We start from the raw sequence: 24,656 nt of genomic DNA, 5'->3' as shown, positions 1-24,656 counted from the left end.
AAACTCCTTGGTCTTCAGGGAAAGTGGCTCAGTGCAGGCTGCCCTGGCGCTGCGCCAGCAACAGGGCCTCGTCGCATTTCGGGCAGAACTCGTGTTCGCCATCCAGGTAGCCGTGTACCGGGCAGATGGAGAAGGTCGGGGTTATCGTCAGGTATGGCAGGCGGAACCGCTCCAGCGCCCGGCGCACCAGTTGCTTGCAGGCCTGGGCCGAGGAAATCCGCTCGGCCATGTACAGGTGCAGCACCGTGCCGCCGGTGTACTTGCATTGCAGCTCGTCCTGCAGTTCCAGGGCCTCGAACGGATCGTCGGTGTAGCCCACCGGCAGCTGCGAGGAGTTGGTGTAGTACGGCGCCTCATGGCAGCCGGCCTGGAGGATGCCGGGGAAGCGCTTGCGATCCTCCTTGGCGAAACGGTAGGTGGTGCCCTCGGCCGGCGTGGCTTCGAGGTTGTACAAATGCCCGGTCTCTTCCTGGAAGCGCACCAGGGTGGCGCGCACATGGTCCAGCAGGTTCAGGGCGAAGCGCCGGCCCTGGGCGGTATGCAGGCCCATCTGGTCGTCGCTGAAGTTGCGCAGCATCTCGTGCAGGCCGTTGACGCCGATGGTGGAGAAGTGATTGCGCAAGGTGCCCAGGTAGCGCTTGGTGTAGGGATACAGGCCGGCGTCCATGTGGTGCTGGATCACCTTGCGCTTGACCTCCAGGCTCTCCATGGCCAGTTCCATCAGCAGGTCCAGGCGCCGCAGCAAGCCGCTGGCATCGCCCTTGTACAGGTAGCCCAGGCGCGCGCAGTTGAGGGTCACCACGCCCAGGGAGCCGGTCTGCTCCGCCGAGCCGAACAGCCCGCCGCCGCGCTTGAGCAGTTCGCGCACGTCCAGTTGCAGGCGGCAGCACATGGAGCGCACCTGGTTTGGTTGCATGTCCGAGTTGAGGAAGTTCTGGAAGTACGGCAAGCCATAGCGGGCGGTCATCTGGAACAGCCGCTCGGCGTTGTCGCTGTCCCAGGGAAAGTCATGGGTGATGTTGTAGGTGGGAATCGGGAAGGTGAACACCCGGCCCTTGGCGTCGCCGGCCTGCATGACCTCGATATAGGCGCGGTTGATCAGGTCCATTTCCTCTTGCAGCTCGCCATAGGCGAAAGGCATTTCCTCCCCGCCGATCACCGGGATCTGCTCGCGCAGATCCTGCGGGCATACCCAGTCGAAGGTCAGGTTGGTGAAGGGGGTCTGGGTTCCCCAGCGCGACGGTACGTTGAGGTTGTAGATGAACTCCTGGATGGCCTGGAGCACCTCTTCGAAACCCAGCCGGTCCTTGCGCACATAGGGCGCAAGATAGGTATCGAAGGAACTGAAGGCCTGGGCCCCGGCCCATTCGTTCTGCAAGGTGCCAAGGAAGTTGACCATCTGCCCCAGGGCGCTGCCCAGGTGCTTGGGCGGCGCTGCCTCGACCCGCCCCGGCACGCCGTTGAGGCCCTCGTGCAGCAGGGTGCGCAGGGACCAGCCGGCGCAATAGCCGGCGAGCATGTCCAGATCGTGGATGTGCAGGTCGGCCTCGCGGTGGGCGCGGCCGATGGCTTCGCTGTAGACCTCGTCGAGCCAGTAGTTGGCGGTGACCTTGCCGGATACGTTGAGGATCAGCCCGCCCAGGGAATAACCCTGGTTGGCGTTGGCCTGGACCCGCCAGTCCTGGCGGTCCAGGTACTCGTTCATCGAGGCCGCCACCTCCACCAGGGTCTTGCGGTCGCGGCGCAGGCGCCCGTGCTGTTCGCGGTAGACGATGTAGGCGCGTAGCGAGAGGAAGTGCCCGGCATCCATCAGCACCCGTTCGACCCGATCCTGGATCTGCTCCACATGCAGCTGCGGACACCCTTGCAGGTGGGCCAGGACCGCCGCCAAAAGGCCTTCGCTTTCGGCTTCGGCGTACTCGCCAGTGGCCTTGCCGGCAGCGATCAGCGCCTGGCGGATCTTGTCCGCGTCAAAGGCCACCAGGCTGCCATCGCGCTTGTGCAGCCGGTTGTGCCCCGCTTCGATCAGTGTGCTGTGCATTCACCCTCCTGACACTACATATAGGTGTTTTGAAGATTCAAAACACAAGATGCAGGGATATTACGGAGCATGAGATTGATTGCCATTGATCGTGATCAAGTATTTTCCCGCTCCCCGGCGAATGCCCGACGCCTAAGCCCGTAACCGCCGCCGAGCGGCGCGAGGTTGCGTACGAGGCCGCAGGACTCGCCGGGCAGGCAACACGTTTCGCAAGGTTCTGCGGGATGGAAGGGTTGGCGGCAAGTGGCGCGTCAACCCCCGCTCATGTTCATGAAGCGCACCAGTTGCACCGCGCCTTGGGGATCGAAGTCATGGCGCAGCGGCTTGCGCCGCAACGCCTGTTGCAGGGCGTCGATCAGCGGCGCATCGTCCAGCGGATAGCGGCGCAGCAGGCCGCGCAAGTCCAGGGAATCTTCCTGGCCCAGGCACAGCAACAGCTTGCCTTCGACGGTCAGGCGCACCCGGTTGCAGGTGGCGCAGAAGTTGTGGCTGTTGGGTGAAATGAAACCGACGCGGGTTCGCGGATGCTCCACCAGGCGCATGTAGCGCGCCGGGCCGCCGCTGTTCTCGGCGCTGTCGAGCAAGGCATGGCGGCTGGCGATCAGCCGCCGCACCTGGTCGCTGGCACAGAACGCCTCGCCCCGCGAGCGCCCCACCTCCCCCAGGGGCATTTCCTCGATGAAGGTGATATCGATGCCCTGGTCGATAGCGTATTGCAGCAGCGCCGGCACCTCGTCGAAATTGCGCCCCTGCATCACCACGCAGTTGAGCTTGATGCCTTCGAAACCGGCCTGCCGCGCGGCCTCGATACCGCGCAGCACCTGGTCCAGGTCACCGTTGCGGGTGATGGCCCGGAAGCGCTGGCCGTCCAGGCTGTCCAGGCTGATGTTCAGCCGGCGCACCCCGGCGTCGGCCAGGGGCCGGGCCAGGCGCTGCAACTGCGTGCCGTTGGTGGTCATCACCAACTCCCGCAGGCCCGGCAAGGCCGCGATCTGCCGGCACAGCTCGACAATCCCTGGACGCACCAGCGGTTCGCCGCCGGTCAGGCGGATCTTGCGCACGCCCTGGCCGACGAACAGCGTGGCCAGGCGCAGCAATTCCTCCAGAGTCAGCACCTGCTGGCGCGGCAGGAACGTCATGTCGCTGGCCATGCAATAGACACAACGCAAATCGCAGCGATCGGTCACCGACAGGCGCAGGTAGTCGATCTGCCGCCCGAAGCCATCCTGCATCAGCTTGCCCATGCTCCTGCTCCTATTGCACCAGCGGCGAATCGGCACCCTGCAGGCGGATCCCGCGGATGTCCGCGGCGCCCACCAGGGTCTGCAGGTATTGCACCACCGCCTTCTGCCATACCCCCTGCTGCAGCTGGGTACGGATCGCCGTGGCCACCGCCTCGTAGGGCAAGGGCTGGCCCTCGATCCGCTGGTCGACGCTCAGCACGTGCCAGCCATAACGACTCTCCAAAGGCTTGGCCACCAGGCCCTGGCCCTGGGTGAACAACTGGCGCTCCAGCTCCGGCACGGTCTGGCCCTTGCTGATCTGCCCCAACTCGCCGCCCTGCTCCTTGGACGGACAGGCCGAGTACTTGCGCGCCAGCTCGGCGAACTGCCCGGGGAACTGCACCAGCCGCTCGCAGAGAATCTGCGCCTGGGTGAAGGCCTGGGCCCGCGCCTGGGCATCGTCCGGGGCGCACTCGAGCAGGATATGCCGCACCGCCAGCAGCGGCGCGCTGTGGAAGCGCCCGCGGTTGCTGGCGTAGTAGCGCTGGCAGCTGGCCTCATCGCATTCGGGCACCTGCACCTCATGTTCCAGGAGCAAGCGGGTGGCCGCCTCCTCCTGGTTCTCCCCGGCCCCTAGCCGGGCCGCAAGGCCCATCTCGGCGATCCGTTGCTGCAACAGCTCGCGGATCACCAGCGCCCTGGCGGCCAGGAACACCGCCTCCTGGCGATCGGCCGCTGGATGGTATTGCAGCTCCTGGGCCATGGCCTGGGGCTCGATCAGGGTGCCGTTGACACTGACCACCGGCCATTCCTGCTCACTGCTGGCAATCAGCTGCGGCGTTACCTCCACCGCCAGCTCCGGCCCCTGTTCCACCGCCTGGGGCGGGTGCACTGCCGAGGAGGAGCAGCCGCCATTGCCACCCCCATTACCGCCACATCCGCATCCACTGGTCATGGTCGCCTCCTCAGGCTTTGTGCCGCACGATTTGATAACGCCGGCCCAGGTACCACACCGGGGCACTGACGATGTGCACCAGGCGGGTAAAGGGAAACAGCACGAACAGGCTCAGGCCCAGCAGCACATGCAGCTTGTACACCAGGGCCACCGGAGCGATGGCCGCCGCCGCATCCACCGGCCGCAACAGCACGGTGTACTGCGCCCAGTCGGCGAGCATCACCATCACCGAACCGTCCATGTGCCCGGTGGAGGCGACGATGGTCAGCAAGCCCAGCAGCAACTGGGCCAGCAGCACCAGCAGGATCAGGATGTCCGAAGTGCTGGAGGTCGCCCGTACCCGAGGGTCGGTCAGGCGCCGCTTGATCAGCAGCACCAGGCCCAGCAGGCACAGGAGGCCGAAAAAGCCACCGGAAACCATGGCCAGCAGTTGCTTGTGCTCGGTGCTGATCACGTGGTGATAGACCGAGGCCGGGGTCAGCAAGCCGACGAAATGCCCGGCCAGGACGAACAGCACGCCAATGTGAAACAGGTTGCTCGCCAGCCGCATGCCACGGCTGGAGAGCATCTGGCTGGAGCCGGCCTTCCAGGTGTACTGGGACAGGTCGAACCGCGCCCAGCTGCCCAGCAGGCAGATCGCCAGGGCCACATAGGGATACACCCCGAACAACAACAGGTTCCACTTAGACATTACCCACCTCCCCGGCCGGCTTGCGGGCCAGCCCTTGATCCTGAAAATCCACCCAGTGCAGCGGCACCGCGCTTTCCTCCCGGGGCTTGCCCGGCGCACTGGCCTGTCCGGCGCAACGGTCCTGCTGCTGGGCCTGGAGGAAGTCCACCGCCTCCTCCTCCCAGATCTTGTCCAGGGCCTCCAGGGAGTCGTCGCGCTGCTCCGCCGCCACCTGCTCACGCACATCGGCCACGGCCTGGTGCGGCTCGGCCCCGGCGATCTGCAACAAGGCGCGGAAGCAGCCGGCATAGAAGCTCTCGCGCTCCTCCAGGCGGGCGGCGAGCAGCGCCAGCAGGTGCGCGACATCGGCCAGGCCCTCGCGCGCCTCCAGCTCATCGCGAGTCGACAGGTACTCCAGGTACAGCGGGATGTAGTCCGGCAGCTCCTTGACGCCCAGGGCGAAACCCGCCGCCTCGTACTGGGCCAGCAGGTCGACCATGGCCTGGCCGCGATCGCGGGACTCGCCGTGCACGTGCTCGAACAGCAGCAGCGACAGCGAGCGGCCCCGGCCGAACAGCGCCCCGTAGTGTTCCTGGCGGTCCATCAGGTCGTTGTTGCAGATCAGTTCCAGCAGTTCGAACAGCGCCCCGCGCTGGCGCGGGCTGATCTCCCGGGCCTGGATGATCGCCTGCTCCAGTTCGTCGCGGCCCGCGACCAGTTCCTGGGTCGGGTAGTCGAGCAGCAGTGAAATCACCTTGAGAATGCGCATGGTCAGTCCTCCCACAGCTGGACGGTCTTGATGATGTCGCGGCGGTTGGCCTTCTTCGCGCCGAACAGATTGGTGTCGGAACTGCCGCTGCAGCCGCTGCCGAAGCTGAAGCCGCAGCCCGAACGCTCGGCGAAGGCATCGCTCATGGCCTCTTCGCGATGGGCGCTGGGCACCACGTAGCGATCTTCGTAGTTGGCGATGGCCAGGTAGCGGTACATCTCCTCGACCTGGGCCACGCTCAGGCCGACGTCAGCCAGGACTTGCAGGTCCGGCGTACCGTCCACCTGTTCCGAGCGTTTGTAGGCGCGCATCGCCAGCAGGCGCTTGAGCGCGCGCCGGACCGGTTGCTCGTCACCGGCGGTCAGCAGGTTGGCCAGGTAGCGCAACGGGATACGCAGGCTGTCGACATCCGGGATCACCCCGCTCATGCCCACAGTGCCGGCCGCGGCGGCGTTCTGGATCGGCGACAGCGGCGGCACGTACCAGACCATCGGCAAGGTCCGGTATTCCGGGTGTAGCGGCAGTGCCAGTTGCCAGTCCACGGCCATCTTGTACACCGGCGAGCGCTGCGCGGCGTCGATCACCGACTGCGGCACGCCATCGGCCAAGGCCTGGCGGATCACCGCCGGATCGTGGGGGTCGAGGAAGATCTCCAGCTGTTTCTGGTACAGGTCCTGCTCGTCGGCGGTGCTGGCCACCTCGCTGATGCGGTCGGCATCGTAGAGCAGCACGCCGAGGTAGCGAATGCGCCCGACGCAGGTCTCGGCGCACACGGTGGGCATGCCGGCCTCGATCCGTGGGTAGCAGAAGATGCACTTCTCGGACTTGCCGCTCTTCCAGTTGAAATAGATCTTCTTGTACGGGCAGCCGCTGATGCACATGCGCCAGCCACGGCACTTCTCCTGGTCGATCAGGACGATGCCGTCTTCCTCGCGCTTGTAGATCGCCCCGCTCGGGCAGGACGCCGCGCAGGCCGGGTTCAAGCAGTGCTCGCACAGGCGCGGCAGGTACATCATGAAGGTGTTTTCGTACTCACCGTAGATGTCCGCCTGGATCTGGTCGAAGTTGCGATCCTTGCGGCGCTTGGCGAACTCACTGCCCAGGATCTCCTCCCAGTTGGGCCCCCACTCGATCTTCTCCATGCGCTTGCCCGACACCACCGAGCGTGGTCGCGCGGTGGGCTGGTGGTTGCCCGAAGGCGCGGTGTGCAGGTGCTGGTAGTCGAAGTCGAAGGGCTCGTAGTAGTCGTCGAGGCCTGGCAGCTCGGGGTTGGCGAAGATATTGGCCAACACCCGGAACTTGCCGCCGATGCGCGGGTTGATCGAGCCATTGGCGTTGCGCACCCAACCGCCCTTCCACTTGTCCTGGTTCTCCCACTCCTTGGGGTAGCCGATCCCGGGCTTGGTCTCGACGTTGTTGAACCAGGCGTATTCCATACCCTCACGGCTGGTCCAGACGTTCTTGCAGGTGACCGAGCAGGTGTGGCAGCCAATGCATTTGTCCAGGTTCAGGACCATGCCGATTTGCGAACGGATCTTCATGACTGCATTCCTCATTCCATCTCGGTGGGCAACGGCTGTGGCAGCTCGTCGCCACGGGAACCGTCGAGCCAGTCGACCTCGGCCATCTTGCGCACCACGACGAACTCGTCGCGGTTGCAACCGACCGTGCCGTAATAGTTGAAACCGTAGGCCTGCTGGGCATAGCCGCCGATCATGTGGGTGGGCTTGAGCACCACCCGGGTCACCGAGTTGTGGTGGCCGCCACGGGTGCCGGTGGTCTCGGAACCGGGCACGTTCACGATCCGTTCCTGGGCGTGGTACATCATCACCATGCCCTCCTTGACCCGCTGGCTGACCACCGCCCGGGCGGTCGCCGCGCCGTTGGCGTTGAAGCATTCGATCCAGTCGTTGTCCTGGATACCGGCGCGCTTGGCGTCGATCTCCGAGAGCCAGACGATCGGCCCGCCACGGCTCAGGGTGAGCATCAGCAGGTTGTCGCTGTAGGTGCTGTGGATCCCCCACTTCTGGTGCGGGGTGATCCAGTTGAGGACAATCTCCGGGTTGCCGTTGGCGCGCTTGCCCTTCACCGCTTCGATGGTCCGGGTGTCCACCGGTGGCCGGTAGTTCATCAACTGCTCGCCGAAGGCCTGCATCCATGGGTGGTCCTGGTAGAACTGCTGGCGCCCGGTGATGGTGCGCCACGGGATGTTCTCGTGGACGTTGGTGTAGCCGGCGTTGTAGCTCACGTGGTCGTCTTCCAGGCCGGACCAGGTCGGGCTGGAGATGATCTTGCGCGGCTGGGCCTGGATATCGCGGAAGCGGATCGCCTCATGGGCCTTGGATTGCGCCAGGTGGCTGTGGTCGATACCGGTAAACCGCGACAGGGCTTCCCAGGCCTTGAGCGCCACGCGACCGTTGGTTTCCGGGGCCAGGGACAGCACCACTTCGGCGGCGTCGATGGCGGTGTCGATCTTCGGCCGGCCCTGGCTGATGCCCGCCTCCTGCTCGCGGTAGTTCAACTCGCCGAGCAGTTGGACTTCCTCCTCGGTATTCCAGTTGATGCCCTTGCCGCCGTTGCCGAGTTTTTCCAGCAACGGGCCCAGGGAAGTGAACTGTTTGTAGATGTTCGGGTAGTTGCGCTCCACCACTTGCAGGTTCGGCGCGTTCTTGCCTGGCTGCGGCGCCACTCCGGCGGTCTTCCAGTCGCTGCCGCCGAAGGGTTGGGCCAGCTCGCCGACGCTGTCATGCAGCAGCGGCACGGTGACCAGGTCTTGCTCGACCCCCAGGTGCCCTGCGCTCATCTCGGAGAAGGCCTTGGCGATGCTCTTGTAGATCTCCCAGTCGGTGCGCGACTCCCAGGCCGGGTCGATGGCCGCCGACAGCGGGTGGATGAAGGGGTGCATGTCCGAGGTGTTCATGTCGTCCTTCTCGTACCAGGTCGCGGTCGGCAGGACGATGTCGGAATACACGCAGGTCGAGGACATGCGGAAATCCAGGGTGGTGACCAGGTCCAGCTTGCCGGTCGGGCCCTGCTCGACCCATTCGGCTTCCTGCGGCTTGCAGTCGCCGGACTGGCCGATGTCCTCGTTCATCACGCCGTTGCGGGTGCCCAGCAGGTACTTGAGCATGTACTCGTGGCCCTTGCCGGAGGAGCCCAGCAGGTTGGAACGCCAGATGAACATGTTGCGCGGGAAGTTGGCCGGATCGTCCGGCTGCTCGCAGGCGAAGCGCAGGCTGCCGTCCTGCCAGGCCTTGACCACGTAGTCCTTGGGCGCCATGCCGGCCGCGGCGGCGTCGCGGCAGATGTGCAGCGGGTTGCTGCTGAACTGCGGCGAGCTGGGCAGCCAGCCGGCGCGCTCGGCGCGGATGTTGTAGTCCAGGGCGTGCTCGGGGAACTGGCTCTTGTCGGCCAGGGGCGAGAGCACGTCGTGCATGTTCATCTTCTCGTGGCGCCACTGCGAGCTGTGGGCATAGAAGAAACTGGTGCCGTTCATCTGCCGGGGTGGCCGGCTCCAGTCCAGGCCGAAGGTCAGGGGCAGCCAGCCGCACTGCGGGCGCAGTTTCTCCTGGCCGACGTAGTGGGCCCAGCCGCCACCGGTCTGGCCGATGCAGCCGCAGAGCATGAGCATGTTGATCAGCCCGCGGTAGCTCATGTCCATGTGGTACCAGTGGTTGAGCGCCGCGCCGAGGATGATCATCGAGCGGCCACGGGTCTTGTCGGCGTTGTCGGCGAACTCCCGGGCGATCTGGATCGCCTTCTCGCGGCTGACGCCGGTGATCTGCTCCTGCCAGGCCGGGGTCCCCGGTATGTTGGCGTCGTCGTAGTCGCGAGCGACGTTGGCGCCGCCCAGGCCGCGGTCGATGGCCAGGTTGGCCGCCGACAGGTCGAACACCGTGGCCACCTTGACCTGGCTGCCGTCGGCCAGGGTCAGGCTGCGCACCGGCACCCGGCGAAACTGCACGGCATCGCCCGCCACATGCTCGAAGTGCTCGTGGCCGGAACCGGCGAAGTAGGGGAACGCCACCTCGGCGACGTCGCCGCCGATCAGGCTCAGGCGCAGGTCGATCTCGCGCCCGGCGGCGCCCTCGCGGGGCAGGATGTTCCACTTGCCCTGCTCGCCCCAGCGATAGCCGATCGAGCCTTGGGGCGAGACCAGCTGGTCATCGGCATCCAGGGCGATGGTCTTCCACTCGGGGTTGTTGTCCTGGCCCAGGTTGTCGGCCAGGTCCGAGGCGCGCAGGAAGCGGTCTGGCTGGTAGCCGGCGCCCGGTGCGGTGCCGAGCATCGGCTTGAGCAGCACCAGCACCGGCAGGTCGGTGTAGCGCTTGGCGTATTCGGTGAAATAGGCGCTGGGCCGCTCCAGGTGGAATTCCTTGAAGATCACATGGTTGAAGGCCTGGGCCAGGGCCGCGTCGGTGCCCTGCTTGGGGTTGAGCCACAGGTCGGTGAGCTTGGCCACCTCCGAATAGTCCGGGGTGATGGCCACGGTCTTGGTGCCCTTGTAGCGCACCTCGGTGAAGAAGTGCGCATCGGGGGTACGGGTCTGCGGGACGTTGGAACCCCAGGCGATGATGTAGTTGGAGTTGTACCAGTCGGCCGACTCCGGCACGTCGGTCTGCTCGCCCCAGACCATCGGCGAGGCGGGAGGCAGGTCGCAGTACCAGTCGTAGAAGCTCAGGCAGGTGCCGCCGATCAGCGACAGGTAACGGGCGCCGGCGGCGTAGCTGATCATCGACATGGCCGGGATCGGCGAGAAGCCCACCACCCGGTCCGGGCCGTACTGCTTCACGGTGTAGACGTTGGCGGCGGCGATGATCTGGGTCACCTCGTCCCAGCTGGAACGGATGAAGCCGCCCATGCCGCGCTTGCTCTTGTAGGAGTCGGCCTTGGCCCGGTCCTCGACGATGCTGGCCCAGGCCTCCACGGGTGGCAGGGTCTGGCGCGCCTCGCGCCACAGCTTGAGCAGCGCCTTGCGTACCTTGGGGTACTTCAGGCGGTTGGCACTGTAGATGTACCAGCTGTAGCTGGCGCCCCGGGGGCAACCACGGGGCTCGTGGTTGGGCAGGTCGGTGCGGGTGCGCGGGTAGTCGGTCTGCTGGGTTTCCCAGGTGATCAGGCCGTTCTTCACGTAGATCTTCCACGAACACGATCCGGTGCAGTTCACCCCGTGGGTGGAGCGCACGATCTTGTCGTACTGCCAGCGCGAACGGTAGACGTTCTCCCAGTCGCGCGATTCCTTGCGAGTTTCCCCGTGACCGGCGGAAAACTCGCCTTGCTTGCGGTTGAAAAACCGCAGTTGATCCAGCAAGTGACTCATGATGCTGTCCTCTCAGGCGTGCTGCGGGGTTCTGCGCCCCGACTCGGCAAAGGTTGGATACGGGGGCATGTCAGCAAGGGGTCTGGGCGCCCTTGCGGGCGTACCACCACCAGGTCACGACGATGCAGCTCAGGTAGAACACCACGAACATGTAGAAGGCCAGCGCCGGGCTGCCGGTCAGGCTCATCGAGGTGCCGAAGGTCTTGGGAATGAAGAAGGCGCCGAAAGCCCCCATGGCCGAGCTGAAGCCCAGCACCGCGGCCGACTCCTTGCCGGCGTCCTTGAGGGCCTGCTCGCGGGCGGCACTGCCCTTGCCGCTGGCGGCGCACTCATGCAGGGTGCGAAAGATCACCGGGATCATGCGGAAGGTCGAACCGTTGCCGATGCCGGTGGTGATGAACAGCAGCATGAACAGGCCGAGGAAGCCGTAGAAGTTGCCGCTCTCCCCCGGCTGCGGAATGAACGCCAGCACGCCGAAGACCATCAGGATCATCAGTACGAAGTTCCACAGGGTCACCCGCGCGCCGCCCAGCTTGTCCGCCAGCCAGCCGCCCAGTGGCCGGACCAGGGCGCCCACCAGCGGGCCGAGGAAGGCGAACGTCAGGGCGTTGACCTGGGGAAAGGCAGTCTTGATCAGCAGCGGGAACGCGGCCGAGAAGCCGATGAACGAGCCGAAGGTGGCCAGGTACAACCAGCACATCAGCCAGTTGTGCTTGCGCTTGAAGATCACCGCCTGCTCGCTGAACGAGGCCCTGGCGCTGGACAGGTCGTTCATGCCGAACCAGGCCGCCAGGGTCACCAGCAGGATGAACGGCACCCAGATGAAACCGGCATTCTGCAACCACAACCGGCCACCGTCGGCCAGCACCTGGGGTTGGCCGCCCAGCACCCCGAACAGGCCGAAGGTGATCACCAGCGGTACGCAGAACTGCATCACCGACACCCCGAGGTTGCCCAGCCCGGCGTTCAAGCCCAGGGCCGTGCCCTGCTGCGACTTGGGGTAGAAGAAGCTGATGTTGGCCATGCTCGAGGCGAAGTTGCCGCCGCCAAAACCGCACAGCAGCGCGATCATCACGAACACGCTGTAGGGCGTGGCCGGGTCCTGCACGGCAAAGCCCATCCACAGCGACGGCGCCAGCAGCGAGGCTGTGCTCAGGGCGGTCCAGCGCCGGCCACCGAAGATCGGCACCATGAACGAGTAGAACACTCGCAGCGCCGCTCCCGAGAGTCCCGGCAGGGCCGCCAGCCAAAACAGCTGGTCGGTGCTGAAGCTGAAGCCGATGGCGTTGAGGCGCACGATCACCGTGCTCCAGACCATCCACACGGCGAAAGCCAGCAACAGCGCGGGAATCGAGATCCACAGGTTGCGGGTGGCCGTGCGCTTGCCGCCCTGGCCCCAGAAGGCCGGGTCCTCCGGGCGCCAGTCGTGGATCACCGGGCCAGTGCCGGGCGTATTAAGAACCGACATGTTCTTCTCCTTGGGAAATGCTCGAAAACGGTGCCTGGATGGCGGATGGGTGCTTGCCCAGTAGCGGGCGCCGGCGGATCTCGCTGAGGTACATCCAGATCAGCGACACCCAGACCACGCCGTACATCAACATGAAGCAGGAAGAGCGCACGCCGGTGAGGTCCACCAGGGCGCCGAACAGGATCGGCAGGATGAACCCGCCCAGGCCGCCGGCCAGGCCGACGATGCCGGACACCGCGCCCATGTTCTGCGGGTAGTCGTTGGCGATGTACTTGAAGACCGAGGCCTTGCCGAAGGCGAAGGCGATGCCCATGACGAACAGCAGCACGGTGAACAGCGCAGGGTTCAGACCGATATGGAAGTCCAGCGGGCCGTCGACGGTCTGCACCTGCAACTGGGTCTGCGGGTAGGACAGCAGGAACAGGCAGATCCAGCTCACCCACAGCACCCACCAGGTCACGCTCTGGGCGCCCCAGCGGTCCGACATCCAGCCGCCGACGGCGCGTAGCACCCCGCCCGGCAGGGAGAAACAGGCGGCCAACAGCGCGGCGCTCTGCAGGCTGAAGCCGTACTCCTGCACGTAGTACTTGGTCATCCACAGGGCCAGGGCCACATACCCGCCGAAGACGATCGAGTAGTACTGGCAGTAGCGCCACACGGCAGGCTCGGCCAGGGCCTTGAGCTGTTCGCCCAAGCCGACCGTGGACACCCGGCGATGGGCCTTGTTGTCGGCGCTGAAGAACCAGAACAACAGCGCGGTGAGGAACAGGATGGCGCTGAACACCTTGGGTACCAGTTGCCAGCTGCCGGCGGCGATCAGCGCCGGGGCGAGGAACTTGGTGACCGCCGAGCCTGCATTGCCCGCACCGAAGATGCCCATGGCCAGGCCCTGGTTGTCCTGGTCGAACCACTTGGCGACATAGGCGATGCCCACCGAGAACGAGCCCCCGGCCAAGCCGACGAACAAGCCCAGCACCAGGAACTGCCAATAGGTGGTGGCATGGCTGACCAGGTACAGCGGCAACACGCAGGCCAGCATCAGCAGGCAGAACACGCTGCGTCCGCCGAAGCGGTCGGTGAGCATGCCCAGCGGCAGGCGCACCAGGGAACCGGTCAGCACCGGGGTGGCGGTCAGCAGGCCGAACTGGGTTTCGTTGAGCTGCAACAGCTCCTTGATCGGCACGCCGAGCACGGCAAACATCATCCAGACCATGAAGCAGACGGTGAAGGCCAGGGTGCTCATGCCCAGCACCAGGCCTTGGCGTAATCGTGGTTGAGTCATCTTGGAGTCTCCAGCCATTGATCCATGGCTGCAGACTAGGGAGGCCAACCCCGATAAAACTTGACACCGATCAAGGAAGCCCAGGCGCCTGCATGTCTATGCTTGCGCCGCCTACCTCCAAGGAGGTAGCGCCGAAAAACCTCTGAACCCTTTGTTTATCAGGGTCTTGCCGGTTTCCCCAGGAGCCGCGCGAGGCAACCTTGGCTGAACAACTCTTTGGAGGTAGAGCGCCAGGGACAGGCTGCGAAACAACCTTTTGCCATCCCGGAGCGCTACATGCCCCCTTCTCTGCTGCCCGCTTTCGGTGATCGCCGATGATCGCCTGGTTGCGCAGTTCGCTACCGGCCCGCGCCGGCCTGGCGGTGATCCTGATCAGCGTGCTGGCCCTGGCCAGCTCCCTCAGCGCCGGCCTGATCGCCTGGTTCAGCCAGGGCGACGCGGCGGCGATCAATACCGCAGGTTCGGTGCGCATGGAGACCTACCACCTGAGCTGGAAATTGGCCGCCGGCGCCGGGGCCGACGAGCTCGAGCGCATCAGCCAGAGCCTGCAACAACGCCTCAACAGCCCGGCGCTCAAGACCGTGCTGGAGGACGGCAACGACCTCGACCTGCAACTCAGCTACCGGCAGTTGCAGGACGACTGGCAGCAGATCCTGCAACCGGCGCTGCAACGCGGCGATGCCAGGCTGTTCCAGGCCAGCACCCAGCCCTTCGTCGAGCGGCTCAACCAGTTCGTCAGCCTGTTGCAGCACGAGAACGAGCACAAGCAAGGCTGGCAGCAACTGATCCAGGGCGCGGCCTTGTTCACCACCATGATCGTCCTGCTGTTCGGCCTGTACGAACTGCAATCCAACGTGATCAGTCCGCTCAAGGAGCTGGTGGACGCCACCCAGCGCTTTCGCTGCGGCGATTTCCGGGCCCGGGTCAACCACCAGTCCGAGGACGAGCTGGGCCAGCTGGCCACCAGTTTCAACGCCATGGCCGAGACCATCGAGCAGTCCCATCGCACCCTGGAAACCCAGGTCCGGCAGAAGACCCTGCACCTGCAACAGGCCAACGCCGCGCTGGAGCTGCTGTACCAGAGCAGTCGCAACCTGGCCACCCGCCAGGCCAATGCCGAAGGCCTGGACGAGCTGATCCGGCGCTTCCAGGAACGCCTGCCGGGCCTGCGCCTGTCGTTGTGCCTGCAAGGCCAGGCCCAGGCCAAGCAATTGCTGGCCCTGCATGGCAGCGACAACCGGCAGATCTGCGCCAGCAGCGACTGCGCCAGCTGCCGCCAGCGCAGCGACAGCCTGGCCTTCGACATCAGCCACCAGGGCGGCGCCTTCGGTGAACTCAAGGCGCACTTTCACAACGGCCTGGAACCCCAGCCCTGGGAAATCGAACTGATCCAGGCCCTGGCCAACCTGATCGGCACCTCGTTGCAGCTCAAGCGCCAGCGCGAGCAGGATCACCGCCTGGTACTGCTGGAGGAACGCGCGATCATCGCCCGCGAACTGCACGACTCCCTGGCCCAGGCACTGTCCTACATGAAGCTGCAGGTCAGCCGCATGCAGACCCTGATGCGCCGGGGCGAGCCGGTGGCGACCCTGGAGAACGTCACCAGCGAGCTGCGTGAAGGCCTGAACACCGCCTACCGCCAATTGCGCGAGTTGCTGACCACCTTCCGCCTGCGGATCCAGGACGCCGGGCTAGTGCAGGAACTCAAGGACACTGCCGGCGAGTTTTCCCGCCGGGGCGAGTTCCAGGTCCACCTGCACATCGACAGCCTGGCCTTCGAGCTGTCGGCCAGCGAACAGATCCACATCCTGCAGATCACCCGCGAGGCCCTGTCCAACTGCCTGCGCCATGCCCACGCGCAAAACGCCTGGCTGCAACTGCGCCAGCACGGCGAACGGCTGTGCCTGTCGATCGAGGACGATGGCCGTGGCTTCAGCGGGAGCCACGACCTGCGCGAGCACCACGGCTTGAACATCATGGACGAGCGGGCCCGCAGCCTGCGCGGCCAATTGCAGATTTTTTCCCGGGAGCCCCAGGGCACCCTGGTCAAGATGGAGTTTCGCCCGGAATTCCTCGGGCGCCTGACAGAAGGTAATCCCTCATGAACCCCTCCCCGCGCCACCGCATCCTGCTGGTGGACGACCATCCGATGATGCGTCGCGGCATCCGCCAGATGCTCGAGCTCGAAGACGACTTCATCATCGTCGGCGAAGCCAACCACGGTGCCGAGGCCCTGGCCCTGCTGGACTCGCTGCAACCGGACCTGATCCTGCTGGACAACAACATGCCGCAGATGAACGGCCTGGAAACCCTGCGTCACCTGCGCACGCAGGATTTTGCCGGCAAGGTCCTGCTGTTCACCGTATCCGATGCCGAGGACGACATTCGCGATGCCCTGCGCCTGGACGCCGATGGCTACCTGCTCAAGGACATGGAACCGGAGCTGCTGATCCAGTACATCCGCGACGCCATGGACGGCGTCCTGGTGATCAGCCCGGGACTGACCCGGGTCATGGCCCAGGCCCTGCGCTCGCCACCACGGCAGAACGAGGTCGAGCTCACCGAGCGCGAGCGCCAGGTCCTGCGCAGCATCGCCAGCGGCTACAGCAACAAGGTCATCGGCCACAAGCTGGGTATCACCGAGGGCACGGTCAAGGTGCATGTGAAGAACCTGCTGCACAAGCTGGGCCTGCGCTCGCGGGTCGAAGCCGCCGTGTGGGCCATGGAGCACCTGCGCCAGGTCTCCTGACTGCTCCCTTGGAGGTAGGCCGGTGGAGGCATGGGCCACTGGCGTCCGCCGCCCTACCATGGGCGGCAGCGGAGGTACGCCATGCTCAATCACCCATCCACCGTCCTGCTGTTGCGTCGCCACTATCTGTTCGCCAAGCTGCCGGGCCAGGTCTTCGAGGACGTGTGCGCCCTGGCCACCCTCAAGCGCCTGGCCTGCCACGACATCCTGGTGCGCCAGGGCGAACCGGCCAAGCGCTTCTTCCTGCTGGTCAGCGGCCAGATCAAGCTGTACCGGCTCAATGTCGAGGGCCAGGAGCACCTGGTGGAGATCATCCAGCCCGGCCAGACCTTCGCCGAGGCCTTGCAGTTCAGCCAGGCCCACAGCTTTCCGGTGAGCGCCGGTGCCCTCAAGGATTGCGTGCTGGTGAGCATCGACGGCGCGCACTATCGCCACGCCCTGCAGGACCAGCCGCAGGTGTGCCTGGCAGTCATGGCCAGCATGAGCCAGCACCTGCACCAGCGCCTGCGGGACATCGACACCCTGATCCTGCCCAATGCCAGCCGCCGGGTGATCAACTTCCTGCTCCAGGAATGCGACCCCAGCGATGGCCGGGTCGAGTTGCAGGTTTCCAAGCGCCTGGTGGCCTCCAAGCTCGGCATCCAGCCGGAGACCTTCTCGCGGACCCTGCACCGGTTGGTGGATGAGGGCTTGATCAGCATGCAGCGGCGCAGCATCCAGATCCTCGCCCTCGACCGCCTGGCCGACTACCCCGGCTGAGCGCCGGGCCCAATGGTGCCGGCCAGGCCCTGGCCGGCCCGTTCCAGGTTGCGCCACAACCACCCCGGCAGCACCTGCGGGTCAAGGCTGTCGATCAGGTTCTTCAGGGTCAGGCCCAGCTCGGTATCGCCCTCGATCACCAGGCGCCGGCGGAAGAACAAGGTATCCGGGTCTTCCTGGCGGCTGGCCAGCAGCAGGAACTCGCGCCAGTTGCCGCGGATGCTGACATCGGCCCGGGCCCGCCGGGCGATGTGCAGGCCATCGCGCTGGCGCGTCAGGTACCAGGTCAGGTCCAGGTCGCTGATGCGCAGGCACAACCAGCGCCCGCGCAACAGGTCGAACTCGCCATCGGCCAGGGGCTCGGCCAGGCAGCGGTTGAGCGCCTGCTCCAGGGCCAGGCGCTGGAGGCCGAACGGCACCCGGCGCAGCAACGGCAAAATCCGGTCGGCGCTCTTGAGGGCACCTCTAAAAAATACCTGCGTTGCCATCGCTGCGTTAAAAACCGGCTCAAAATGCTCATTCACTTCAAGTGAACTGCGCTTTTTCGCCGGTTTTTGCCTTGCGCTGGCGGCCTCGCCCACGTTTTTAGCGACGCCCTTGAGCAGCCATTGCGTAGGTTTCAGCACAGTCCCGCCTCCTCGACCCGCAACATGCCCGCCTGGCCATGCCAGTAACCATTGCAGCCATCCACACACAGCGGTGGCGCCTCGCCCTGGCAGACCCGGGCGAAGGCCTCCACTACCTGGACCATGCCTTCTGCCCGGGGGCTCAGGCGCAACAGGTCGGCGCCACAGGCCACCAGCCCCGGGTAATCGGCCAGCAGGTTGGTGACCTCGGCCGACATGGTCTGGATGCCATTGAGGGTGAACAGCGCCTGGCCTTCCTGGCTGCTCAGGGCCAGCCCATCGGGGTAGTTGATGCAGCAGAACTGGCAATCGTCCTTGGGGCGGTTTTCCGCACGGGCGGTGAAGCAACGCGCCGAGTAGGCCAGCGGCAGGTGGCCGTAGGCGAACACCTCGACCTCGGGCAAGGCCCGGCCCAGCCCGGCAACTTGCTCGAGCACGGCGCGCACCAGCGCCGCGGAGCACTCCACCGGTGGCACCCAGCGGATCATCCCGCAGTCCTGCAGCTTGGCCAGGGCATGGCCGTTGTACAGGTTCAGCGCCGGGCCGGCCACGAACGGCAGTTGGCGCTCGGCCAGGAACTGCACCGCGCCCATGTCGTTGGCCTCCACCAGGAACTGGCCGTTGTCACACAGCCGGCGCAGGCTCGACAGCTCGGAGGCGGCCTCGATCAGGGTCAGGCCCGACAGCACGATCTGCGCCGCACCGGCCTGCTGCAGCTCGCGGCCCAGGCCCAGCCACTGGTCCAGGTTGAACACCCGGCGCTTGGAGCACACGGTTTCCCCCAGGTAGATCACATCCAGCGCCAGGCTGGCCATCTGTTCGTAGAATCGCGCCAAGCGCTCCTTGTCCCAGTAGTAGAGGACGGGTCCCAGGCTGAGCTTCATCGGTAATCCCTCATTGCCATGAACGGTGGTAGGCGCCCAGCGTGGTCTGGCTGCCTTCGGAAAGCCCGGCCAGCACATGCCGCCACTGGTCCTTGACCGCAAAACGCTCGGGCGCCAGGCGATGGGCATCCAGCGCCGCGCGCCAGACCCGGGTGACTTGCTCGACATAGGCCGGGCTGCGCTGGCGCCCTTCGATCTTCACCGCCTGCACGCCGATCGCCGCCAACTCCGGCAGCAGGTCGAGGGTGTCGAGGCTGGTGGGCTCCTCCAGGGCATGGAAGCGCTTGCCGCCGACCATGAACCGACCCTTGCACAGGGTCGGGTAGCCGGCCGGCTCGTCGGGCCCATAGCGGTCGATTAGCACTTCGCTCAGGCGGGCGCTCAAGCCCTCGGCATCCTCGCTCCAGCGCACCGCCTTGGCCGGCGAGCAGACCCCGCACAGGTTCGGCGATTCGCCGGTGATGTAGGACGACAGGTGGCAACGGCCCTCGGCCATGATGCACAGGCTGCCGAAGGCGAACACCTCGATGGGCACCGCGCTGTTGACCGCCACCTGGCGCACCTGGGCCAGGGACAGCACCCGGGGCAACACCGCGCGACGGATGTTGTAGTGCTGGGAGTAGAACGCCAGGGCACTGGCGTTGGTGGCCGAGCCTTGCACCGACAGGTGCAGGCTCAGGTGCGGATGGCGCTCGGTGGCATAGCCCAGGACCCCGGGATCGGCGGCGATCAAGGCATCCACGCCATGGTCGGCGGCGCGGTCCACCGCCCGTTGCCAGCGCTCCCAGCCCTGGGGCTGGGGGTAGGTGTTGACCGCCACATAGAGCTGGCGCTGGTGTTGGCGGATATGGGCGACGGCGGCGTCGAACTGCTTGTCGTCCATGTTCAGCCCGGCGAAGCTGCGGGCATTGGTGTCATCGCGAAAACCGACGTAGACCGCGTCGGCGCCTTGGCGTACCGCGGCCTTGAGTGCAGGCAGGTTGCCTGCCGGGCAGACCAGTTGCATGGGCATTCCTCTTCAAAGAACCTGCTCCACCCACCTTTCGTGCAGACCGCCAGCAGGCCCGGAGCGCTGGAAAAAAGCGCTGCCAGTCTAGCCAGCGCACCCGCCAGGACCTTGACGATAATCAAGAGCGCTCACTGCATCAGCTCGGCGAACGAGAGGAACTGCACCGGATCGTCCTGGCGCAGTTGCTGCTGGCACTCCACCAGCGCCAGGCCATCGGCCCAGCAGGCGGCACTGAGCATCGCCGAACTCTGCTGGGGATGCAGTTGCACGCGGCACTGGCCGTTATCCCCCGGCACCAGCCGGGCGCGCAGGTACTGGCGCCGGCGATTGGCTTGCAGCCAGTCGAAGCCGGCCGGCAATGCCACCGGTTGCGGCACGACATCGCGCAGGCCCTGGCTGCGCAGCAGGAACGGGCGCAACACCACCAGCGCGGTGATCAACGCCGCCGCCGGGTTGCCCGGCAGGCCGAGCCAGGGCTTGCCCGCCACGGTGCCAAAGGCCAGGGGCTTGCCCGGCTGGATGGCCAGGCGCCAGAAGTCCACCTGGCCCAGTTCGCGGATCGCCTGCTTGAGGTGATCCTCCTCGCCCACCGAGACCCCGCCGGAGCTGAGCAACAGGTCGCATTCCTGGGCGGCCAGGTGCAGGGTCTGCTTGCTGGCCTGTAGTTCATCGGCCATCGCGCCGTAGTCGTGGACTTCGACGCCCCACCCCTTCAGCAGCGCCGACAGGCAATAGCGGTTGCTGTTGTAGATCTGCCCCGGCGCCAGGGGCTGGCCGGGGTCGCGCAGCTCGTCGCCACTGCTCAGCAGGCCAACCCGCAGCGGCCGGTAGACCTCGACCCAACTGACCCCGCAAGCCGCCAGCAGGCCCAGCTCCTGGGCCCGCAGGCGCTTGCCGGCGGGCAACAGCAGATGCCCTTCACGGACCTCTTCGCCGGCCTTGCGCACGTGCTGGCCAACGCTGACCGCCGGCAACCACAGTTGCTGGCCCTCGACCCGGCACAGCTCCTGGGGCACCACCGTATCGGCGCCCGGCGGCAGCGGCGCGCCGGTGAAGATCCGCACCGCTTGCCCGGCCAGCAACGCCGTGGTCGCCGCCTGGCCCGCAGCGACCCGCCCGGCCAGGACCAGGCAGCCACCCGCGGCCGGCAGGTCGGCAGCGCGCAAGGCATAGCCGTCCATGGCGCTGTTGTCCCAGCCTGGCAAGGCACGCGGGGCGTGGACATCGGTCCCGAGGACCCGGCCCAGGGCCTGTTCCAGGGCCAGGCAATGCAGTTGCGGCGGGCGTGGCGCGCGTTCGAGCAAATGGCCGATGGCCAGGTCCACCGGCAGCAGCGTGCCGCTGTCGCAAGGCCCGACGCTCATGGTCGTGCCTCGCAGGCGGCGATGACCGCGCCGGGTTGCGGCTTCAGATGCGGGGCGAAGTTGCACGGGCCGGTACGGCTGTCCAGCTGGTTGTACAGGATCTGCGTCCAGGCGGTGCGGCAGGCCCCAGGCGAGCCCGGTACGCAGCACACCAGCACGCCGTTGCTCATTCCGGCCAGGGCGCGGGATTGCAGGGTCGACATGCCGATCTCCGCCAGGGAGACCTGGCGGAACAATTCGCCGAAGCCTTCCACGTGCTTGTCCAGTAGCGGCAGCACCGCCTGGGGCGTGTTGTCCCGCGCAGTGAAGCCAGTACCGCCGGTGGTCAGCACCACCTGCACCGCCGGGTCGGCGATCCAGCGCGAGAGCGTGGCGCGGATCTGGTAGATATCGTCCCGGACCAGCTCGCGGTCCACCAGCGCATGGCCGGCGGCCTGCAACAGGTCGACCAGGGTCTGTCCGGAACTGTCGGTCTCGAAGGTGCGGGTATCGCTGATGGTCAACACGGCGATGTTCAAGGATACAAAGGTGCGTTGCGACAAATGGGCCATGGCCTGGGTGTCCTGTAGCTGGGGAATCGGCTTTGGGCCCAAGCCTGGACCCAAAGCCCCGGCGGGCCCATTCCTCCTTGGAGGTACCTCCGGGGGGTGCGGCTCAGGGCGCCAGGCGCTGACGCCGCCACTGGCCGCCCTGGCGCCGATAGTCGAGACGGTCGTGCAGGCGGTCGGCCCGCCCTTGCCAGAACTCCAGGCGCTCGGGTTGCAGGCAATAGCCACCCCAGTGCGCGGGCCGGCGCAGGGGTTCTTCGACGAAGCGGCGGATGGTCTGGGCCAGCAGCGCCTGCAGTTCATCGCGATCGGCCAGCGGCCGGCTCTGGGGCGAGGCCCAGGCGCCGAGGCGGCTGGCCAGGGGCCGGGAATCGAAATAGGCGTCGGACAGCTCATCCGCCAGGCGCGCCACCGGGCCCTCGATCCGCACCTGGCGCTCCAGGGCCGGCCAGAAGAAGGTCATGGCGGCCTGGGGGTTGGCCGCCAGCTCCAGGCCCTTGGCACTCTGGTAATTGCCGAAGAAGGTGAACCCTTCAGCGCTCACCCCCTTGAGCAGCAACACCCGGCCATGGGGCCGGCCCTGGCTGTCCACCGTCGCCAGATGCATGCTGTTGGCCTCCACGGGAGCGCTCTCGGTTTCCCGCGCCTGCTCCAGCCACTGGCCGAACAGCAGCAGCGGATCGTCCGGCGCCTGCTCTTCGTGCAGGCCACCTAGGGTGTAGTTACGGCGCATCTGGGCAAGGGACAGCGGCATGGCGGTGATCTCCTGGTAAGTGCCGCGCAGTCTGTAAGCAGCGCCACCTGCGCACCTTGACCGCCATCAACGCCGCTGGCGCTACTTGAGCCGCAAGCGCCTGGCCAGCTTGTGCAGGTTGCTCGGGTCCACTGCCAGCAGCCGCGCCGCAGCGGCCCAGTTGTCGCCGCTCAGGCGCAAGGCCTGGACGATGCACTGGCGCTGGCAGGCATCCACCGCATCCCCCAGGGAGGTCAAGGGCACACCCGGGGCCGCCGGCTGCTCGGGCACCGGTGGCGCTGCCGGGGTGCTGTCCAGGTCCAGGGCCTCGGGCTCCAGGGTGATGATCAGGCTGCGGCTGCCGTCGCGGCTGAGCTGCTTGAGCGCAGCCCGGCCGATCACGTGTTCCAGTTCGCGCACGTTGCCCGGCCAGCGGTAGCCCAGCAGCGCCCGCTCGGCCGCCGCCGACAGGCGCAGCCCGCGCAAGCCCAGGCGAGTGCGGTTGAGTTCGAGAAAGTGCCCGGCGATCAGCAGGACATCGTGGCCGCGCTCGCGCAGCGGCGGGATCGGCACCGGGTACACCGACAAGCGATGATAGAGGTCGGCGCGAAACAGGCCATCGCGGATGCTGTCGGGCAAGTGCCGGTTGGTGGCGGCGATGATGCGCACATTGACGTGCAGCGGCTTGTCCGCCCCCAGCCGCTGGATCTCGCCATTTTGCAAGGTGCGCAGCAGCTTGGCCTGGACGCTCAGGGGCAACTCGCCCACCTCGTCGAGGAACAGCGTGCCGCCGTTGGCCGCGTCGAAGCGCCCGGCGCGATCGCTGGTGGCACCGGAGAACGCCCCTTTGACATGGCCGAACAGCTCGCTCTCGGCCAGGGATTCAGGCAAGGCCGCGCAGTTGACCTGCACCAGAGGCTTGTGGCTGCGCCGCGACAGACGATGCAGGCGCCGGGCGAACAGCTCCTTGCCAACCCCGGTCTCGCCCAACAGCAACACCGGCAGCTCGGAGTCGGCCAGCACGTCCAGCTCATTGAGCAACTGGTGCAACACATCGCTCTGGCCGAGGATCTCGCCCTCCTCCACGGGCCGCCGCACATCCACAGGTTCGCTGCGGGACAGGCGCAGGCTGCGGTTCTCCTGCTCCAGGCGGGTGACGCGCACGGCCGCCTCGATCTGCAAGGTGCAGCGCTTGAGCTCGTCCCGGGCGTCATCGTCGAAGGTGCCGGCCTGCAAGGCATCGAGGGTGATCGCGCCCCAGATCCGGCCTTCGATGTACAGGCTCACGCCCATGCAGTCGTGCACGGCCAAGGGTTCGCTGACGGCGGTATCGAGCAGGCCGTCGTAAGGGTCCGGCAAGCGGCTGTCGGGCTCGAACCAGGTCGGCTCGCGCGAGGCCATGATCGCCGCCAGCCGCGGGTGCTGGGCAATCACGAAGCGCCGCCCGAGGGCCTCGTGCACCAGGCCGACGGTGGCCAGCGGCCGCAGGCTGTCGTCCTCCAGGCGCAACAGGCCGACCGCACCGCAACGAAAGTATTCGCGCAGGGTCTGCACCAGTCGTTGCAACCGCACGGCATTGGGCAACTCGACGATCAGGTCGGCGGCCAGGCTTTCTCGCAACATGGTGGTCCTCACCCTCTATGGTCATATCTACCCAGGGAAATCGCGGTGGATTTCACCATAGTCCAGTAAACGGCCATTGATTCCGGGCAATCAAAGCTGGCATGGGCGATGCAATCACCAGGCAAGACCCACACCCCCCAGGAATCTCCTGATGAACCAGACACTGTCCCAAAGCGAACTTATCGAGCACATCCTGTCGCGCTTTCACGACCGCCACCGCGAGCAACTGCCGGAACTGATCCGCCTGGCCCGCCGGGTGGAACAGGTGCATGCCGGCGACAGCCACTGCCCCGAAGGCCTGGCCGATCACTTGCAGGACATGCAACAGGAACTGGAAAGCCACATGCTCAAGGAGGAACAGGTGCTGTTCCCGATGCTGCAACGGGGCATGGGCCGCCAGGCCGGCGCGCCGATCCACGTGATGCGCCTGGAGCACGACCAGCACGGCGAAGCCCTGGAACGGTTGATGCAACTGACGGGGCAGATCACCACCCCAGAGGCCGCCTGCAACACCTGGCGCACCCTGTACAGCGGCCTGCAGGAGTTTCGCGACGACTTGCTGGAGCACATCCAGCTGGAAAACGACGTGCTGTTCACCCAGGCCCTGCAATAACCCGCCCCCCTCCCGGGGGG

Annotated in this window: 19 protein-coding genes and 1 pseudogene; 4 read left to right on the top strand and 16 right to left on the bottom strand. The window is 66.3% G+C overall.

All coding sequences use genetic code 11. The annotated features are described in order from the left end of the window. Positions 1 to 28: 28 nt before the first annotated feature. The 9 genes from AC3WK8_RS15730 to AC3WK8_RS15690 all read right to left on the bottom strand — a co-directional run bounded on the left by AC3WK8_RS15730 (position 29) and on the right by AC3WK8_RS15690 (position 13,728). Positions 29 to 2,041, bottom strand: coding sequence for a ribonucleoside triphosphate reductase (locus AC3WK8_RS15730; protein WP_103325060.1), 2,013 nt, complete (start codon positions 2,039 to 2,041; stop codon positions 29 to 31). Between the two features lie 251 nt (positions 2,042 to 2,292). Next, positions 2,293 to 3,285: a GTP 3',8-cyclase MoaA gene (gene moaA / locus AC3WK8_RS15725; RefSeq protein ID WP_068583314.1), complete on the bottom strand. Its 993-nt coding sequence runs from the start codon at positions 3,283 to 3,285 to the stop codon at positions 2,293 to 2,295. A 10-nt stretch (positions 3,286 to 3,295) separates the two neighbouring features. Continuing rightward, positions 3,296 to 4,219, bottom strand: a complete 924-nt coding sequence (locus AC3WK8_RS15720; RefSeq protein WP_103325059.1) for a peptidylprolyl isomerase — start codon at positions 4,217 to 4,219, stop codon at positions 3,296 to 3,298. 10 nt (positions 4,220 to 4,229) lie between these two features. Next, positions 4,230 to 4,910 carry a respiratory nitrate reductase subunit gamma gene (narI, locus tag AC3WK8_RS15715; RefSeq protein WP_053129333.1) on the bottom strand — a complete coding sequence of 227 codons (681 nt, stop codon included), beginning with the start codon at positions 4,908 to 4,910 and terminating at the stop codon, positions 4,230 to 4,232. Continuing rightward, the gene (narJ, locus tag AC3WK8_RS15710; RefSeq protein ID WP_068583304.1) at positions 4,903 to 5,658 is read right to left on the bottom strand and encodes a nitrate reductase molybdenum cofactor assembly chaperone; all 756 of its coding nucleotides are present in this window, start codon (positions 5,656 to 5,658) and stop codon (positions 4,903 to 4,905) included. Before narJ ends, narI begins: the two co-directional genes overlap by 8 nt. Before the next feature lie 2 nt (positions 5,659 to 5,660). Further along, positions 5,661 to 7,199 (bottom strand): nitrate reductase subunit beta, encoded by a 1,539-nt coding sequence (gene narH, locus AC3WK8_RS15705; protein ID WP_068583302.1) that lies wholly within the window; start codon positions 7,197 to 7,199, stop codon positions 5,661 to 5,663. Positions 7,200 to 7,210: 11 nt separating this feature from the next. Continuing rightward, a complete protein-coding gene (locus AC3WK8_RS15700) occupies positions 7,211 to 10,978 on the bottom strand; it encodes a nitrate reductase subunit alpha (protein ID WP_103325057.1) in 3,768 nt (1,255 codons plus the stop codon). A 70-nt stretch (positions 10,979 to 11,048) separates the two neighbouring features. Beyond that, entirely contained in the window at positions 11,049 to 12,446 is a 1,398-nt protein-coding gene (locus tag AC3WK8_RS15695; protein ID WP_103325056.1) for a NarK family nitrate/nitrite MFS transporter, read from the bottom strand. After that, positions 12,433 to 13,728 carry an MFS transporter gene (locus tag AC3WK8_RS15690; RefSeq protein ID WP_103325055.1) on the bottom strand — a complete coding sequence of 432 codons (1,296 nt, stop codon included), beginning with the start codon at positions 13,726 to 13,728 and terminating at the stop codon, positions 12,433 to 12,435. The genes AC3WK8_RS15695 and AC3WK8_RS15690 overlap by 14 nt, the downstream gene beginning before the upstream one ends. A gap of 314 nt (positions 13,729 to 14,042) precedes the next feature. Here AC3WK8_RS15690 and AC3WK8_RS15685 point away from each other — a divergent pair, with 314 nt between their 5' ends. From AC3WK8_RS15685 to AC3WK8_RS15675, 3 genes are all read left to right on the top strand, one after another. After that, on the top strand, positions 14,043 to 15,833 hold the full coding sequence (locus AC3WK8_RS15685; RefSeq protein WP_103325054.1) for a HAMP domain-containing protein: 1,791 nt from the start codon (positions 14,043 to 14,045) through the stop codon (positions 15,831 to 15,833). Continuing rightward, on the top strand, positions 15,830 to 16,477 hold the full coding sequence (narL, locus tag AC3WK8_RS15680; protein WP_103325053.1) for a two-component system response regulator NarL: 648 nt from the start codon (positions 15,830 to 15,832) through the stop codon (positions 16,475 to 16,477). The genes AC3WK8_RS15685 and narL overlap by 4 nt, the downstream gene beginning before the upstream one ends. A gap of 81 nt (positions 16,478 to 16,558) precedes the next feature. After that, a complete protein-coding gene (locus AC3WK8_RS15675) occupies positions 16,559 to 17,236 on the top strand; it encodes a Crp/Fnr family transcriptional regulator (protein WP_053129307.1) in 678 nt (225 codons plus the stop codon). On the opposite strand, the gene ubiT is transcribed toward AC3WK8_RS15675, so the two are convergent. The 7 genes from ubiT to norR all read right to left on the bottom strand — a co-directional run bounded on the left by ubiT (position 17,224) and on the right by norR (position 24,023). Then, positions 17,224 to 17,724, bottom strand: coding sequence for a ubiquinone anaerobic biosynthesis accessory factor UbiT (gene ubiT / locus AC3WK8_RS15670; protein ID WP_103325052.1), 501 nt, complete (start codon positions 17,722 to 17,724; stop codon positions 17,224 to 17,226). The genes AC3WK8_RS15675 and ubiT overlap by 13 nt on opposite strands. Positions 17,725 to 17,855: 131 nt before the next feature. Further along, complete coding sequence (locus AC3WK8_RS15665) at positions 17,856 to 18,746, bottom strand: U32 family peptidase (RefSeq protein ID WP_053129303.1); 891 nt, start codon at positions 18,744 to 18,746, stop codon at positions 17,856 to 17,858. Positions 18,747 to 18,756: 10 nt separating this feature from the next. After that, positions 18,757 to 19,752, bottom strand: coding sequence for a ubiquinone anaerobic biosynthesis protein UbiU (gene ubiU, locus AC3WK8_RS15660; protein WP_053129300.1), 996 nt, complete (start codon positions 19,750 to 19,752; stop codon positions 18,757 to 18,759). Positions 19,753 to 19,883: 131 nt separating this feature from the next. Next, positions 19,884 to 21,119, bottom strand: coding sequence for a molybdopterin molybdotransferase MoeA (locus tag AC3WK8_RS15655; protein WP_103325051.1), 1,236 nt, complete (start codon positions 21,117 to 21,119; stop codon positions 19,884 to 19,886). Next, positions 21,116 to 21,670 (bottom strand): molybdenum cofactor biosynthesis protein B, encoded by a 555-nt coding sequence (moaB, locus tag AC3WK8_RS15650; protein ID WP_103325136.1) that lies wholly within the window; start codon positions 21,668 to 21,670, stop codon positions 21,116 to 21,118. Before moaB ends, AC3WK8_RS15655 begins: the two co-directional genes overlap by 4 nt. Positions 21,671 to 21,773: 103 nt before the next feature. After that, positions 21,774 to 22,421, bottom strand: coding sequence for a pyridoxamine 5'-phosphate oxidase (gene pdxH / locus AC3WK8_RS15645; protein WP_103325050.1), 648 nt, complete (start codon positions 22,419 to 22,421; stop codon positions 21,774 to 21,776). A gap of 81 nt (positions 22,422 to 22,502) precedes the next feature. Further along, complete coding sequence (norR, locus tag AC3WK8_RS15640) at positions 22,503 to 24,023, bottom strand: nitric oxide reductase transcriptional regulator NorR (RefSeq protein ID WP_053129291.1); 1,521 nt, start codon at positions 24,021 to 24,023, stop codon at positions 22,503 to 22,505. Positions 24,024 to 24,201: 178 nt separating this feature from the next. On the opposite strand from norR, the pseudogene AC3WK8_RS15635 reads away from it, so the two are divergent. After that, positions 24,202 to 24,636: pseudogene (locus AC3WK8_RS15635) on the top strand (hemerythrin domain-containing protein); the annotation flags it as partial. Positions 24,637 to 24,656: the final 20 nt, after the last annotated feature.

The sequence above is a fragment of the Pseudomonas sp. FW507-12TSA genome (genome assembly GCF_058781435.1).
This window is presented reverse-complemented; position numbering and strand designations above follow the sequence as displayed.